Source organism: Cetobacterium sp. ZOR0034, assembly GCF_000799075.1.
GTDB lineage: Bacteria > Fusobacteriota > Fusobacteriia > Fusobacteriales > Fusobacteriaceae > Cetobacterium_A.
On record NZ_JTLI01000021.1, the window covers coordinates 21,451 to 35,906 of the forward strand.

At 30.4% G+C, this 14,456-nt stretch carries 15 protein-coding genes; 3 read left to right on the forward strand and 12 right to left on the reverse strand.

All coding sequences use genetic code 11. The features are described 5' to 3' along the window. Positions 1-12: 12 nt before the first annotated feature. From L992_RS05635 to L992_RS05670, 9 genes are all read right to left on the reverse strand, one after another. Positions 13-1,047 (reverse strand): GDP-mannose 4,6-dehydratase, encoded by a 1,035-nt coding sequence (locus L992_RS05635; RefSeq protein ID WP_047394924.1) that lies wholly within the window; start codon positions 1,045-1,047, stop codon positions 13-15. 9 nt (positions 1,048-1,056) lie between these two features. Continuing rightward, a complete protein-coding gene (locus L992_RS05640) occupies positions 1,057-2,169 on the reverse strand; it encodes a glycosyltransferase family 4 protein (RefSeq protein WP_052193918.1) in 1,113 nt (370 codons plus the stop codon). Further along, the gene (locus L992_RS05645) at positions 2,159-3,046 is read right to left on the reverse strand and encodes an NAD-dependent epimerase/dehydratase family protein (protein ID WP_047394929.1); all 888 of its coding nucleotides are present in this window, start codon (positions 3,044-3,046) and stop codon (positions 2,159-2,161) included. The genes L992_RS05640 and L992_RS05645 overlap by 11 nt, the downstream gene beginning before the upstream one ends. Then, entirely contained in the window at positions 3,046-3,720 is a 675-nt protein-coding gene (locus tag L992_RS05650; RefSeq protein ID WP_047394932.1) for a sugar transferase, read from the reverse strand. Before L992_RS05650 ends, L992_RS05645 begins: the two co-directional genes overlap by 1 nt. After that, the gene (locus L992_RS05655; protein WP_052193920.1) at positions 3,704-4,243 is read right to left on the reverse strand and encodes an acetyltransferase; all 540 of its coding nucleotides are present in this window, start codon (positions 4,241-4,243) and stop codon (positions 3,704-3,706) included. The genes L992_RS05650 and L992_RS05655 overlap by 17 nt, the downstream gene beginning before the upstream one ends. Then, positions 4,243-6,090 (reverse strand): nucleoside-diphosphate sugar epimerase/dehydratase, encoded by a 1,848-nt coding sequence (locus L992_RS05660; RefSeq protein ID WP_231549761.1) that lies wholly within the window; start codon positions 6,088-6,090, stop codon positions 4,243-4,245. The genes L992_RS05655 and L992_RS05660 overlap by 1 nt, the downstream gene beginning before the upstream one ends. Positions 6,091-6,107: 17 nt before the next feature. Then, on the reverse strand, positions 6,108-8,480 hold the full coding sequence (locus tag L992_RS05665) for a Wzz/FepE/Etk N-terminal domain-containing protein (protein WP_047394935.1): 2,373 nt from the start codon (positions 8,478-8,480) through the stop codon (positions 6,108-6,110). A gap of 212 nt (positions 8,481-8,692) precedes the next feature. Then, a complete protein-coding gene (locus L992_RS13470; protein ID WP_156110651.1) occupies positions 8,693-8,851 on the reverse strand; it encodes a hypothetical protein in 159 nt (52 codons plus the stop codon). Positions 8,852-8,855: 4 nt separating this feature from the next. Then, positions 8,856-9,161 carry a hypothetical protein gene (locus L992_RS05670; protein ID WP_047394936.1) on the reverse strand — a complete coding sequence of 102 codons (306 nt, stop codon included), beginning with the start codon at positions 9,159-9,161 and terminating at the stop codon, positions 8,856-8,858. A gap of 233 nt (positions 9,162-9,394) precedes the next feature. Here L992_RS05670 and L992_RS05675 point away from each other — a divergent pair, with 233 nt between their 5' ends. From L992_RS05675 to L992_RS05685, 3 genes are read left to right on the forward strand one after another with little or no spacing between them, the layout of a single operon-like run. Next, a complete protein-coding gene (locus tag L992_RS05675; protein WP_047394939.1) occupies positions 9,395-9,592 on the forward strand; it encodes a helix-turn-helix domain-containing protein in 198 nt (65 codons plus the stop codon). Then, entirely contained in the window at positions 9,592-9,927 is a 336-nt protein-coding gene (locus L992_RS05680) for a hypothetical protein (RefSeq protein ID WP_047394942.1), read from the forward strand. The genes L992_RS05675 and L992_RS05680 overlap by 1 nt, the downstream gene beginning before the upstream one ends. After that, a complete protein-coding gene (locus L992_RS05685; protein WP_047394946.1) occupies positions 9,924-10,901 on the forward strand; it encodes a hypothetical protein in 978 nt (325 codons plus the stop codon). The genes L992_RS05680 and L992_RS05685 overlap by 4 nt, the downstream gene beginning before the upstream one ends. Positions 10,902-10,968: 67 nt before the next feature. Here the strand turns inward: L992_RS05685 and L992_RS05690 are convergent, their stop codons facing one another. The 3 genes from L992_RS05690 to L992_RS05700 are packed head-to-tail and all read right to left on the reverse strand — an operon-like array spanning position 10,969 to position 14,445. Then, entirely contained in the window at positions 10,969-11,994 is a 1,026-nt protein-coding gene (locus tag L992_RS05690; protein ID WP_052193921.1) for a glycosyltransferase family 52, read from the reverse strand. Beyond that, entirely contained in the window at positions 11,975-13,234 is a 1,260-nt protein-coding gene (locus L992_RS05695) for an O-antigen ligase (protein WP_047394948.1), read from the reverse strand. Before L992_RS05695 ends, L992_RS05690 begins: the two co-directional genes overlap by 20 nt. Then, complete coding sequence (locus L992_RS05700) at positions 13,231-14,445, reverse strand: glycosyltransferase (RefSeq protein ID WP_047394950.1); 1,215 nt, start codon at positions 14,443-14,445, stop codon at positions 13,231-13,233. Before L992_RS05700 ends, L992_RS05695 begins: the two co-directional genes overlap by 4 nt. Between the last annotated feature and the right edge of the window lie 11 nt (positions 14,446-14,456).

Genomic DNA, 14,456 nt, shown 5'->3' on the forward strand with positions numbered 1-14,456 from the left:
TTGTTTTACCCCCTATTTTTTAACTTTTTCAAAATACCATTTTACAAACTTTTCTATTCCTTGCTTAAATGTATTATCAGCTTCATATCCAACAAGATTCTTTATTTTTGTTAAATCAGCATAAGTTCTATTTACATCTCCTGGTTGCATAGGTAATCTATTTATCTTAGCTTTTTTCCCTAAAACTACCTCTATTATCTCTACCATCTCTTTTAGAGATACCGGGTCACTTCCACCTATATTTGATATTTCATAAACGTTAGTATTATTTTCTACATAGTCAGCTAACAACATAACACCTTTAACTATATCATCTACATATGTGTAATCTCTACTTGTACTTCCATCACCAAAGAACGGTATCTCTTTATCTTCATCTATCAATTTTGTAAACTTATAGATTGCTAAATCTGGTCTCTGTCTTGGACCAAACACAGTAAAGAATCTCAACATGACTACATCTATATTAAACAAATGATGATATGTATGAGCCAATACTTCGTTTGATTTCTTAGAAGCAGCATATGGAGAGATTGCAAAATCAACTATATCTGTTTCTTTAAAAGGAACACTTTCATTGTTTCCATAAACCGATGATGAAGATGCTGCTAAAATCTTTTTAACTCCTGTTCTTCTCATTACTTCAAAAATATTATTTGTTCCTCTTACATTTACCTCTTCATAAAGTAACGGATCCTCTATCGAAGGTCTTACTCCTCCAAGACCAGCTAAGTGAATAACTGTATCTATTTTATTTTCTGTAAATATTCTTTCTAATTCTTTTAAATCTCTAATGTCAACATATTCAAGAGTATAGTTCTCTGAATCTACTATTTTTTTTAACTCTTTTACATTAGTTTCTTTATCCTCAGAAGTAAACTTTAACTCTTTCTTATTTACATCTAATACATTGTTTAATTTTATTTTATAGTCATAAAAATCATTAAAGTTATCTAAGGCAATAACTCTATTTCCATCTTTTAATATTCTCTCGGTCAATGTTGAACCTATAAACCCTGCTCCACCTGTTATCAGATATGTTTTCATTTCCCCCTCCTATTTTTCAATAGCTTCCAAATATTTTTGGATAACTATTTTTTCATCAAATTCCTTTTCAACTTTCTTTCTTCCATTTAAACCTAACTTTTCTATCTCTTCTTTTCCTAAACTTAATACTTTTTCAATTTTTTCTATTAATGAATCCAAATCTTTTGGTTTTGCTAAATATCCGTTATATCCATCTTGAACTATATCCTTACATCCAACATTATTAGTTGTAAGTATAGGCTTAGCCATCGCAGCAGATTCAATTAAACTTCTAGGTACACCCTCTCTATAATACGATGGAAATAATATACAATCACATTCTTTAATCTCTTTTCTTACATCTTTTGAGGTTCCAAGATATTTAATGTTGGAACATTTTTCCCATTTATTTAACTCATCTTTAGAAATATGACTACTCTCTTCTGTATAAACTTTTCCTAGAAGCTGAAATTCAACATTTGGATATTTATCTCTTAGTAATTTTGCCGCCTCATTTATTAATCTAACACCTTTAGTTTCACTAATTCTTCCTAAAAATAAAAACTTAAATTTATCATTCGAGCTTTCTTTTTTTAATGGTTTAAACTTTTCTACATCTACTCCAGAACCTGGCAATCTTCCACATATTTTCTTTTCAATCAAATTATTTTCCAAGAATATTTCTAAATCATCATCATTTTGAAAAAATACCTTTTTAGGGAATTTAAATGTTATTTTGTAAAGCAATTTGACTATTTTACTCGTTAAGTTCTCTTTGCTAAATACATCTCCTAATCCTGTAACGTTGTTTATGACAGGTATCTCTAAAAGTTTCGCTGCTAAAGTTCCATAAATATTGGGTTTAATTGTGAATTGAAGAATATAGTCTGGTTTTTCTTTTTTGTAAATTTTATAATATGAACAAAATAACTTTAAATCATTTATTATATTTTTACCTCTTCTATCTATATCTAAATTTATAAATTTCCATCCATTTTTTTTTATCTCTTCTACAACTGAATCTTCTCCAGCAAAAGTTATTATTTCATATCCTTCTTTTTCTAAAGCTTTCATCAATCCATAACGAAAGTTATATATTACAAATGCATTATTTGCACTTAACATTATTTTCTTATTTTGCATTTGCATAATCTCCTATCATCATCTTTATCTGATTATCCATACTATCCTGTGATTTATATCCTATCTTAATATAATTATCCTCTTGCCTAAAAGCTAAAGTTCCAAACAAACGCACCATTATATCTGGTTTTACTTTACATAAAATTTTGAATACAAACTTTGGAAGTTCTATATTTATTCTATTTTTTCCTAATCCCTTTTGAATAGAAGTAGCTATCTCTTTAATAGATACTGGATTACCCTCTGTTCCTAGATATATTCCATCTGCTGATTTTTGAATTATTAAGTGTGTCATATACAATAAGTTTGCTGTACTGATAACACTTCTTCTATTTTTATCATATCCCAAAGGTATAATTGGTAACTTATCCATAAGTTTTATTAAACTCAGCATATTACCTTTTACTCCCTCTCCATAAACCATAGGAGGTCTTATAGTTGCAACTTTAAAACTTTCATCTTCTAAAGCTTTTAGCAATTTTTCCGCCTCATACTTACTAGCTCCATATGGATCATTTGGATTGCAAGATGAGTTTTCCGTCAACACAAAATCATGATTATTTAAATCCCCATCAAATCCATAGACTTTTACTGTAGAATAAAACACAAAATGCTTTACCCCAGCTTCTTTAGCCTTAACAGCTAATCTTCTAGTTAGTTCAGTATTGATTTCAAAATATCTCTCTTCTGGTGCACCCTTCATCTGGTGAACTAAGGCAGCTAAGTGAAGGATACTATCAACTCCAGTAAAATCTAACTCCTCTGGAGATTTTTCTATTAAACACACAGGAATTATATTGTATTCATTCTCATACTTTTTTATAAAATTACTTCCAATAAATCCACTAGCTCCTGTTATTAGCAGAGTTTTCTTCATTAGTATTCCACCCCTATCTTAGATACCATATCTTCTCTTTTAGCTAACAGCTTTTCATCTTTTACAACATCCTTGTTCTTAACTCTGTTCAATATCTTTAATAGCGTCGCTATTATAAGCCAGATATCATAGAAGAAAGTTTGATGCTGAATATAATAAAGATTTAGCTCTATTTTATATGGCATTATCTCACCTATATAGAATTTCTCAGGATTCTCTACTTGATTCATCAAGTACTCCTCATCTGAAAACACTATACTTGCTGGAGACGATATTCCACTACGAACAGCGAATATCCCTTTTTGTCTCTCATCATAATATTTCAAACGTCTTGGTAGCTCTGGTCTTGGACCTATAAAGCTCATATCCCCTATCAAAATATTCCAAAACTGTGGTAGCTCATCTATCTTAGTTTTTCTCATAAACTTTCCGATAGCTGTTATCTCACTTGAGCTTCCCTTTATCTGAACTGTATTTTTCTCTCTCGCCTCATTGCTCGTCATGCTACGGAACTTATAGATTGAAAACTCTCTCATCCCTTTTGTTAAACGCTTTTGAGAGAAAAGAATAGGTCCAGGTGATGTCATTTTAACTATTATTCCAACTACTATCATCAGTGGTAAAAAAACTATCAACCCAACTAATGATGCAACTATATCAAATAACCTTTTCATTTTTATCCCTTTCTACTTTTATTCCCCTTCCTACAACGCTTCCCATCTCTATATAAATACTCTTTTCTATGCTCACAGAGCTTCCTAAAAGTACTCCATACGATAGATGTGATGCCTCTTTTAAAATACAGTCATGCTCAACTACACTTCTAGTATTCACTATAACTATATCCTCTACGATTGCTTTTGAATTGATAACTGCACTAGCTCCTATATAGCATCCTTTTCCTACCTGCACATCTCTCGAGATAACTGCTGTAGGATGAACTATCGTTATTAAGTTTTCAAAACCGATCTTTTTTGCTAACTCTTTTCTTAAAAGATTATTTCCAATCGCTATATGAAACTTACAATCTTTGAATCTCTCTATCTCAGAGATATTTCCAAGTTTTTTAACTCCTAATATCTCATCGATATCCCCATCATCTAAAAATCCAATTATTTCTATATTCTCATCATAAAGAGCTGCATCTAGAACAACCCTAGCATGTCCCCCAGCTCCTATTAATATTACCTTTTCCATCAGCCCTTAACCTCTGTTTGTACCTCTTTATATGTAATCACAAACTCTTTCATAAGAGTTTTAAGATTCTCTTTCACTGGGTTTTTAATAGCTTCTGTTAGTTTTTCTAAATGATACTCCAACTTAATATCCATAGGATCAATTTTAGTTATAAATATCTTATTATTCTCTGTCTTTATCGCTGCACTCACATCATAAAGTAACTCTTCATAAAGTTTCTCACCAGGACGTAATCCAACTATCTCTATATCCACATCAGCATTAGATAATTTTATCATAGTACGAGCTAGATCAATTATTCTTACAGGCTCTCCCATATCTAAGATAAATAGCTCTCCACCTTTTCCAAGCGACCCAGCTTCAATAACAAGTTGAGCTGCTTCTGGAATTGTCATAAAGTATCTTGTTATGTCAGGATGAGTCAGCGTTAAGTTTTTTCCTTCACTTATCAGCTTTTTAAATATAGGAATAACCGAACCGTTACTTCCTAAAACATTTCCAAACCTTACAGCCATAAACTTTGTATCGCTTTTACCATTCATAGATTCAACCACAATCTCACAAGCACGTTTTGTTGCTCCCATTATATTTGTAGGATTCACCGCTTTATCTGTAGAGATTAACACAAATCTTTCAGCCCCATACTTTATAGCCATCTCTGCAACTTTTTTAGTTCCAAAGATATTGTTCTTTATAGCTTCCTCTGGATTATGCTCCATCAACGGCACATGTTTATGAGCAGCTGCATGGAAAACTATATTTGGTCGATATCTGTTAAATAGTAACTCAACCTTCTCAGCCTCTCTGATATTACAGATTTCACTCTGTAAATCGAACTCTTTAAACATCCTCTTCAGCTCTAACTCCAAGAAGTAAAGATCATTCTCATTTACATCTATCGTTACCAGTTTTTTCGGTCTGTATCTAGCAATCTGACGCGCCAGTTCACTTCCTATACTTCCAGCCCCACCGGTTACAAATACAACCTTGTCCTCTATAATATCTTTTATATTATCTCCATTTACTAAGACCTGCTCTCTTCCAAGCAAATCCTCTATACTTACATCTCTTACTTGATTAGCTATATTCTCATCTTGTAGAATCTCATCTAATCCAGGTAAAATTTTTACTTTTACATCTGCACAACATTTCGTTAGATCAATTATCTCTTTTATACGCTCTCTTTTAATAGTTGGAATAGCTATTATCACCATCTCTATGCTTTGCTCTCTCACAACATCTGCAAGATCATAAAAATCTCCAAACACCTTTACTCCATTTATATATGTTCCACGCTTACGTCTGTCATCATCTACGATAGCCGTAATATGGTATGGATAGTTTGGGTTTGTAAGCCCATCTCTAATTAAAGCAACTCCAGCATCTCCAGCTCCATATATCAAGGTGTTCATCTTAGGTTTATTTTTGCTTAGCATAACCTTGTATGATCTATTCAATCTGAAGAAGAATCTCCAAAGAAGTTGTAACATCAATACCAATACAAATCCCACAAGTACAACTGTTCTTGAATAACTCTCTCTGAACACAGCATAATATGAAAGAGTTATCATCAGTGCAATCAAATTTGTAAATGTTAAATTTAGCACATCTAATGAGTTTGTGTAACTCCAGCTTTTTAATCCATTTTTTCTAATCAGATAAACAGCTAAAAAAGCTACTCCATATACAATGAAATAGCTCCTATGAATATTAAAAAGTACACTGTCTTCATATCTGATTAAAAGGCCTAGAAAGATTCCAATGAATACTGATACTAGGTCTATTGCTAACTTCACTATATTTCTTCTATTTGAAAATAGCTCAGTTATTATATTCTCTCTAAACACCTTTATTCCCCCCTAAATTAAAATACCTTTACACTTCCTATATACTCTCTTCTATAATCTCTAAGTTCTACAGCAACCATTCTGTCTACAATAGAGTTAAGCTCCTCTTGAACCTCTTTAAACTCTCTCTTTAATCTATTCATCTCTACCTCTGTAGGTAATCTCATCTCTTTAAAATTACGTTCATTTTCTAACAGTTTAATTTTTAAACTGTTTTCAAAGTTAAGATTGCTTACATATGTTTTTGAGATATCTATATACTGTTTCTCACGAAGTCCTGAGTCAGCGCTCATAGCTAAATCTCCACTTTCTAAAATCTGTGCACTACGCTCTCCTGTAGAGTAGTTTTTCAATATACTTACATATGTTTTCTTTTTACTACTTAAAGACTCTAGAGTCAGATTTATATATCTATTCTCTCCTGTTAAAAATATCTTTTCTAAAGCGATATCTCTAACTAGGTGGTTTGATCTTATAAAGTTAACTATATCTCTATATCTAACATCACTTGTTTTACTCAATTCTACTCCTAAGTTATTGTATTCATAGAATATCTCTTTTGTAGAAGCATTCGCTTTTCTTTGTTCAATCTCCTCTTTCAATCCACTCATCAGATTACTTAGAGCTCTCATTGTATCTCTATAGTTATCATACTGAGCTAAATAATCTGGATGATCTCCTGTACTTATCTCTAAGAAGTAGTTTATATAGAATGTTGGAAATTCTAATATCAATTTCTCCTTCATCTCTTTCTCCATCTTAGAATCTTTTAGGTTCAGAGTCACTCTATACTCTGTAGGAACGTAAAGATATCCCCTCTCTCCATCTTTTAATCTCTTTTCTACAGAGTTCAGACTATTTGCTGGAAATATCGGTGTAATAGTTACATCCTTCATCTCACTTATTGGTAATCCTAACTTGTCTACTAAATAGCCTTTCAATAAAACATCATTCAAATCAAAAGGTGTTCTATCCGGATTTAATCCCTGCTTCATCTCTTTATGAGTAAATCCTATTACAACCTCCTCTTTCGAATATGAATTTATCCCTATAAAGAAGAACATCCCTATCGCTAAAAGTCCTTTACCTGCATTTTTAAACGAGTGATAAAAATTCTTTAAGAAAGCCATCATAACTCCTAAGAATACTCCCATTACAATTCCAACCGCTAAGATCAGTTTTGCTTTTGAATTTGATATTACTTCAACTGGTGAAGCAATCTTAACTAGTTTCCCATTATCAATATGATTCTCTTTTGCTTCTAAACGGTTTGCCTTACCTACTATTGAGTTATAATCAGTTATTATCATTTTTAGTCTGTCAACTATATACTCTTTTTCAGTATCCTTAGCTACTCTTAAATTTTTATTTATATAGATCAACTCTTTTAACTCCTCTTGTAGATTAAGAGCTTCACTTTCAGTTTTTAAATAGTTAGACATAAGCTCAGTGTAATATTTTTCTCTAGCATTATCCCCTAAAGCTATTTTTACTCCTTTTGGAACAACCATATCATTGTTATCAAACTTATAGTTATCTACTAAAGTTTTATAGTTAATAGCTTGCTCTTTTTTCTCTTTAATACTGTTTTCTAATCTAAACTTTCTATTTATAAACTCACTTTGAAACTTCTCTTTATCTTTAACTATATTTGTTGCTAAAAGATAGTTTTTTAACTCCTGTATTCTAATTGATTCTAAGTTATCAAGAGCTATTTTTATATCTCTATATCCAAATCCATAAGAGACATAATCCAATCTCGTGCTTTCTCTTCCCTCTATTAATTCTTTTAAAGCGGATTTTCTAGCTTCTAAAATTCTAATATAGTCTTCATAGTTATATCTATCATCCTCTAATATTCCTGAATCAAACTCTTCGAATCTATAAGTTGATTCTTGCTGCTCTCTATAGTAAGAGTTTAAGTTATCTATATAGTTTTGAAGAACTCTTTCACTCTCTGATATACTTCCAACTCTTAAGCTAATCTTATATGATGTTGGATTATATGTTAATGTCTCTGCATTTTTAGCTAAAAATGATCTTCTATCCTCTATCTCTTTTGGTATAACTCCTGTTATTTTAAACTCATCACGAAATTGATCCAATGTTATTTTTTGTTTAGCTCTAATATCATTTTCAGAATATACTTTCTCTAAGACTCCTGCTACTAAAAAATTACTCTCTGCAAATGTTGAACTCTTTGGCGTTAATATAACCTCAGCTCTTTTAGAAACATTTCTTTCAAAAAGCGCTCCCCCTAACGATAAAAATGTAACTAAAATCATAGTTATAAATATCGTTTTTCTCTCTCTTACCAGTATCATCAATAATTCGATTAAATCAATCTCATCATCGTCATGTCTAAATTCTGTAGAAACTCCGTGGTTCATTTTCCCCTCTCCTTTTAAAATTTTATTTTCCAGAGATATTATAACATTTTTTAAGTATGAAAAAAAGTAGAAGTTTTTTTATTTTATTTTAAATTCTCTTCAACATTTTATCAAAAAATAAAAAATATGTTCTTTTTAAGTTCTTAAAGTTGTTTTTTCGAAGTACTCTAAAAATAAAAAGAAGAGGAAACTTGTCCTCTTCCGTCCATAATTTAATTTATGTGTATCTGAGAGTGTGAAGTTACTGCAGGCAGATTACTAAGCCTGCTTACCTTCACTCCTATCTCTTTTAAAACCATTGCATTACTTCCTGTAACTGCCATTCCAGCTATCGAAAGGATTATATATATTATCTTCAGCAACTTTATCATAGGCCTAGGCCTCTGGTGCATTTGCCACGAAGTATTCAAACGCTACTAACTCCGCCTTTTCTGTTCCTATTCTACTTAAAGAGTTTTCTCCTGTTTTAATCTCTTTCTCGATCTGAGTCTTCCAATCTGTATATGACTCATATCCACAATCATCTGGTAGAGGTTGGTTTTCACTTTGCATTACCTCAATGTACATCAATAAAGATCTGTCATCTGTTAACTCTCTTAAATAATTTTTCTCATTCTCAACCGACTTCTTTGTCTTTTCAATTACACTTTCTAAAATCAATTTTACTTCCCTGTTTGTCATTTTAATACCTCCTACTTTGTTTTTTATTTTTATCCCGAGATGTTTTTATCGTATCACAGAAAAAAATATCTGTCACAAATTCTGACTAGTTTAGAAAAAACTATTTTTATTTTCAATTTTGACTAGTTTAGAAAAAAAACGTAATACAAATATTGATTTTTTTGTTTTTTAGTAATATATTCTTGCTAAGGGTTCTTTTTAGTGCCATAAAAAAACATTTGGGGTGATGTATTATGGAAACATTTTTTGACTTAGTTCATCTACTTAACGATTTTTTTGGTGTAAAACAACTTATGGAATTTCTTAAAAAATCTGACTCTACTATTCGAAGAATTATCCACTCTAACAAACTTATATCTTACAAAACTAGCAACATATATTATTTTAAAAAAGAAGATCTAATTAAATTCTTAATGACGGAGGCGATTTAATGAAAAAAAGAGACATGAAAAAGACAAATGATTTTCCAAAAGAAAACTTTAATATTTTTTTAAGAAAAAATGCAAACCGTTTAACCTCTAATCTTACCCAAACAGAGTTCTCAGTTATTTTCAATCAACTTTTGCTTGAAAATTTTGGTGATATTCAACCTAAAACAATAATTTTAAATACACTTCTAATCTATGAAGCAACCTTTGAAGAGAATATAAAAAATAATAAAATTAAAAAATATTCAATTAACAATACAGATATGTTTTCTATCCTAGATGTCGGAGAGCTTATATGTAATAAATACTATAAAAAATATGTTAATGGTAGCCTATGAAATATATATTTAAAAATAAAGCTATGAAAAACTACACTCAGATTCATAATGAGGTCATTCAAAACTGCAAGCAAAACCTAGATATTCTAGGTTTTGCAACTGTTTTACTATCCAAGCCATCCGATTGGGTTATAAATGTTCAGAGTCTTATGAATGAACTTAATCTTGGTAAAGAGCGAGTATCAAAACTACTCTCATCCCTTGAAAAACAGGGTTATATCTATAAACAAACAAATATTCAATTTGCTAAAAAGGGCGAACAAAAAGTTTTTTTCTACATGTTTGACTGTAAAGAACATCTGAAAGAGACTTTTCCTGAGAATAACTCAGAATCTACTTCGCAACTTCCTTTGATAGCGACTCCTTGTATTCATCCTCCTAAACAGGTTTATCCTGATATGGATATTCCACATATGGATTCTCCTGATATGGGTATTCCAGATGTGGGTATTCCAGATATGGGCGCCCCAGATATGGGTTCTCCTGATGTGGAAAACCAGCCACATACTAATAAGGATATTACTAATAAAGATATTACTAATACTATTTCTAACAAAAAAAATACTAGACTAACTCTTAGAAAGTTTTTAAAGAGTGTTGTAGATGAAAAAACTGCAGCTAATATCTTAAATGCTAATCCTAATCTCACTTTAGAGGAGTTTAAAAATATCTACAAAAGAGTTTTACTCGAACATAAAAACAACCATTGTCGAGATATCAATGCTGGTCTTGTTATGGCTGTTGCAGGACGTTGGAAATTTAAAAGCAAGCTATCAGATGAAAAAAGTGATGATGATAGCAACAATGAAAAAATCATCAAAGGAAATTTCAATTACTATCTGAGCTATTTTGAAGAGATTGGACGAACTAATGGAGAGGAACTTTTTCAAAAATTTTTAAAAGATTGTAAAAAATATAATCCTAGGATTGTAGATATCTACTCCCAAAAATTAAAAAAAGAGCTAGGGATTTAATCCTTAGCTCTCATAAAACTTATTATCCAAGCTGATAAAACACAATTTCCAATTACAAATAAAGAGATCAGAAATTCAAAAATTTACTGAAACCTACCTCTAGTTTTTTTCTCTCTATTTTTATATTCTCTAATCCTCCAAACCTTTTGTACAGCTTTGAATGAATCTCTGTTCCATAAAAATCTATCTCTATATTTTTTCCTAAAGAAAACGCTGCTGTTGAAAATATCGTTATCGCTTTTTCAAATTGAACCCCCAATAATACAAGAAGTTCAAATGGAGTCTCTCTTTTTAAGATAGTCGCTTTTTGAAAAACTTTTTTATAATCTGTTTTTTCTCTTGGATGAGGCTTGATTAAAACCTCTTTCTCTGAATAATTTTTCATTATTTTTCTATACAACTCTATTTTTTCATTTTCTGAAAGAATATAATCCTCCGATAGTGGTTGAGTGAATAAAATATTTTTTCCATCTTTTAGCACATCTATCTCTGAAGGATAAATTGAGAAAATTTCTAAAATCTCATTTTTTTCATCTTCGCTCTTTAAATTCCACAACTCTTTTAGATTTATCAAAATAACTTTATTCTCTATCTCTTTTGGTATCTCAGTTAATCCTGTCAGATATATCTTTTCTGTTTCTGAATCTACTCCATAAGATTGATATTCAAAAATATTTCCACCTAGTAAAAAATTTTTAAAATTAATTTTTTTCCTATTTCTAGATTTCAATTCATAATTAGCTAATCCATCCTCCAAAATACAATATTTAAATTTACTCTTCAAGATATCTCCTATAAAAGTTTTATAAAGATAACCATAAACTGTAGAATTTCTAGAAAAAATTTTTATTACTTTATTTATCTTTTTAGCCATTATAAATTTATTCCAATATTTCTTTACTCCTTTTAAAGGGATTGTTTCATCTATTGAAATACCTTCATATTTTTTCAGTATTTTATCTTTAATCTCCTGTGAAAGAGAGCTATTTAGAATAAAGTATTTTTTAGTTTTATTTCTATTTAGGATTAATAATCCTATAAATAGTGTGTAAATTGTTTTTATATATAAAACACTATACTCTTTCTTTTTCATTGCTACTCTCATTTTTATCAATTTTTATAGTTGTTAAAAGAGTTGTTAATAAAATCCAAAAATACATCTGCTCAGGTGTTCTCCAAAGCATCCAAAAAGCTCCTACAGTTAAATAAACAACTATTCCTCCTATCGACCCTAGCAAATATCTTTTATCTTTCAATCTCTTTATATTTTTAATCATCAAATACCCTGGGATTAAAAACCAAAGAATCAATAGTGAAACTATATATATACCCATATCTACAGCAGCATTTATATACATACTATGAGCATCATTAAAACCTTTTGTTAGAAGTGTATTTTTATAACGTTTTTCAGCAGTGCTACTTTCAGGAAGCTCTTCTGCAAACTTTCTAAAAAGATTTTCTCTATCATACTTAGTTCCTGCTCCAAATAAAGGATTCTCCTTTACTCTTTTTAATCCTATCTTCCACATCTCTAATCTCAATCCATTCGAAGAGTTTTTTACTGTTTTCTCTGTATTAAATGCCGTTTTAAATCTAACTAATTTTTTAGGTGGAATAGTTTTCAGACCACCAACCGATAGTACAGCTATGGCTACTCCTAAAAGTAGTAGCTTCTTTATATTGAAGTTAGAGTATAACTCCAATATAACTATTATCCCTGTTCCTAGTAGTGCTCCTACCAAAGGTGCTCGACCCTGAGTTGCTACAGTTATCCAAATTCCAGATATATATACTGCTATGTAAACCATCTTTTTTATTATGCTCCTCTCTGAAATAAACAACCCAAATGAGAAAACAGCTACCATAGCTCCCATAGTTCCTGTTGGATTTACACCCTCAAATCCACTAGCTCTTCGCCAAAGATTTTTTTTATATTCTAAAACAACTTTCCCTAAAAGTATAGAATAACTTCCCAATCCACAGATTAAGAATCTATCGAAAAGTTCTTTCTTTTTTTGAAATAGTGGATATAGTAAAAACAGAAACGGTATATATCTAGCCATCTTTAAAAAGTTTCTAACCGGTTTATAGCTCATCCCTCCTATAAAGTTCCAAACTATACCTATTAATACATATCCTATTATAAACTTTTTAATATTTTCATTTCCACACTCTAAAGATTCTTTATAAAATATTTTTCTTCCTATCAAAACCAATATTGTTACTGATGCCAATATTTTGGAGATATCATAGCTTATAAATAGAGATAATCCTATTAAATAGAGCAATCCCTCCTCTATTTTATTGTAATGCTCTCTACTAATCCTCATCTCTCCTCCTCTAAAATTCCATTAAATAGATTTTCTAATCTCTCTCCTACATTTTCGAAATTAAACTCTTCACATCTACTTACTGCTTTTTTCTCTAATTTTTCTATCAATTTTTTCTCATTCTCCAGCTTTAAAAAGATATTTTCCAAAGCTTTAAAATCTCCAACTTCAAAAAGAATTCCCGATTTTCCAAATTCCAATATCTCTTTTGGACCAACACTACAGTTTGATGAAACGACAACCTTACCCAATCCCATAGCTTCAGCTAATACCAATCCAAATCCCTCATATTTTGAACTATGTACAAAATACTCTGATCTCTTCATCCATATATATGGATTCTTTTTTCTTCCTAAAAATACCACTCTATCCTCTAATTTTAAATCTGATACAGTATTTTCTATCTCCTCTCTATTTGGACCATCACCCAATATATATAGTTTTTTATTAAATCCTTTTTCTATAGCACCCTTCAAAGCTTTAAGAAGTGTATTATAATCTTTTTGAACTGTATCTAATCTTGAAACAGCTAAGATATATGGCTCTTTTATTAACTCTCTCTCATTATCTGACAACTCCCTCTCATCATCTGAAAGATTTTTTATCTTTTCATAATTTAAAGGATTGTATACTCTTCTAACCTTTCCTTTTAAAAAAGGATACAGCTTTTCAGTTTCATCTTTCATCTCATCACAAATGTTTATGATGCAATCATATTTTTTCATTCTCTTTCCAAAACGTTTTATCTTACTCTCTTTTTTTAAAAGATTTTGGATAGAGTTATGAATCCACAACACACTATTTTTCAAATTCAATTTATCTATATATCTTGTTGCCCCCCAATCGTAATCTATAAATAAATCTATATCACCATGTCTTTTTTTTATTTCATCTAAAATCTCTATTGTTCTTTTCAATACAAATCTATGCTCTAAATACATGTGATAGTTATACATAACTCTTGAGAATAAGCAACGCTTTCTTCTTATTCTATAACTATGAGTTTTATCTATCATAATTTTAGGTTTTATGAAATATAGCTCTATATCCTTAGGAACATCCTCTTGAAATATATTCTCCTCTTCACAGTCATCCTCTATTATTAGAAATACTTTATATTTTTTTCTATTAATTAGATTCAAGGTATCTATAAGTACTCTTTCAAGTCCTCCCATTCGGAGGCTACCGCTTCTTATTACTATATTTTTCACAAATAATCCCC

What these genes read in the sequence shown, in the direction of transcription:
- L992_RS05670 (WP_047394936.1), bottom strand. Translation starts at nt 9,161, where the DNA reads ATGACAAACAGGGAAGTAAAATTGATTTTAGAAAGTGTAATTGAAAAG.
- L992_RS05675 (WP_047394939.1), top strand. Translation starts at nt 9,395, where the DNA reads ATGGAAACATTTTTTGACTTAGTTCATCTACTTAACGATTTTTTTGGT.
- L992_RS05640 (WP_052193918.1), bottom strand. Translation starts at nt 2,169, where the DNA reads ATGCAAAATAAGAAAATAATGTTAAGTGCAAATAATGCATTTGTAATA.
- L992_RS05685 (WP_047394946.1), top strand. Translation starts at nt 9,924, where the DNA reads ATGAAATATATATTTAAAAATAAAGCTATGAAAAACTACACTCAGATT.
- L992_RS05650 (WP_047394932.1), bottom strand. Translation starts at nt 3,720, where the DNA reads ATGAAAAGGTTATTTGATATAGTTGCATCATTAGTTGGGTTGATAGTT.
- L992_RS05645 (WP_047394929.1), bottom strand. Translation starts at nt 3,046, where the DNA reads ATGAAGAAAACTCTGCTAATAACAGGAGCTAGTGGATTTATTGGAAGT.
- L992_RS05655 (WP_052193920.1), bottom strand. Translation starts at nt 4,243, where the DNA reads ATGGAAAAGGTAATATTAATAGGAGCTGGGGGACATGCTAGGGTTGTT.
- L992_RS05690 (WP_052193921.1), bottom strand. Translation starts at nt 11,994, where the DNA reads ATGAAAAAGAAAGAGTATAGTGTTTTATATATAAAAACAATTTACACA.
- L992_RS05695 (WP_047394948.1), bottom strand. Translation starts at nt 13,234, where the DNA reads ATGAGGATTAGTAGAGAGCATTACAATAAAATAGAGGAGGGATTGCTC.
- L992_RS13470 (WP_156110651.1), bottom strand. Translation starts at nt 8,851, where the DNA reads ATGATAAAGTTGCTGAAGATAATATATATAATCCTTTCGATAGCTGGA.
- L992_RS05680 (WP_047394942.1), top strand. Translation starts at nt 9,592, where the DNA reads ATGAAAAAAAGAGACATGAAAAAGACAAATGATTTTCCAAAAGAAAAC.
- L992_RS05665 (WP_047394935.1), bottom strand. Translation starts at nt 8,480, where the DNA reads ATGAACCACGGAGTTTCTACAGAATTTAGACATGACGATGATGAGATT.
- L992_RS05635 (WP_047394924.1), bottom strand. Translation starts at nt 1,047, where the DNA reads ATGAAAACATATCTGATAACAGGTGGAGCAGGGTTTATAGGTTCAACA.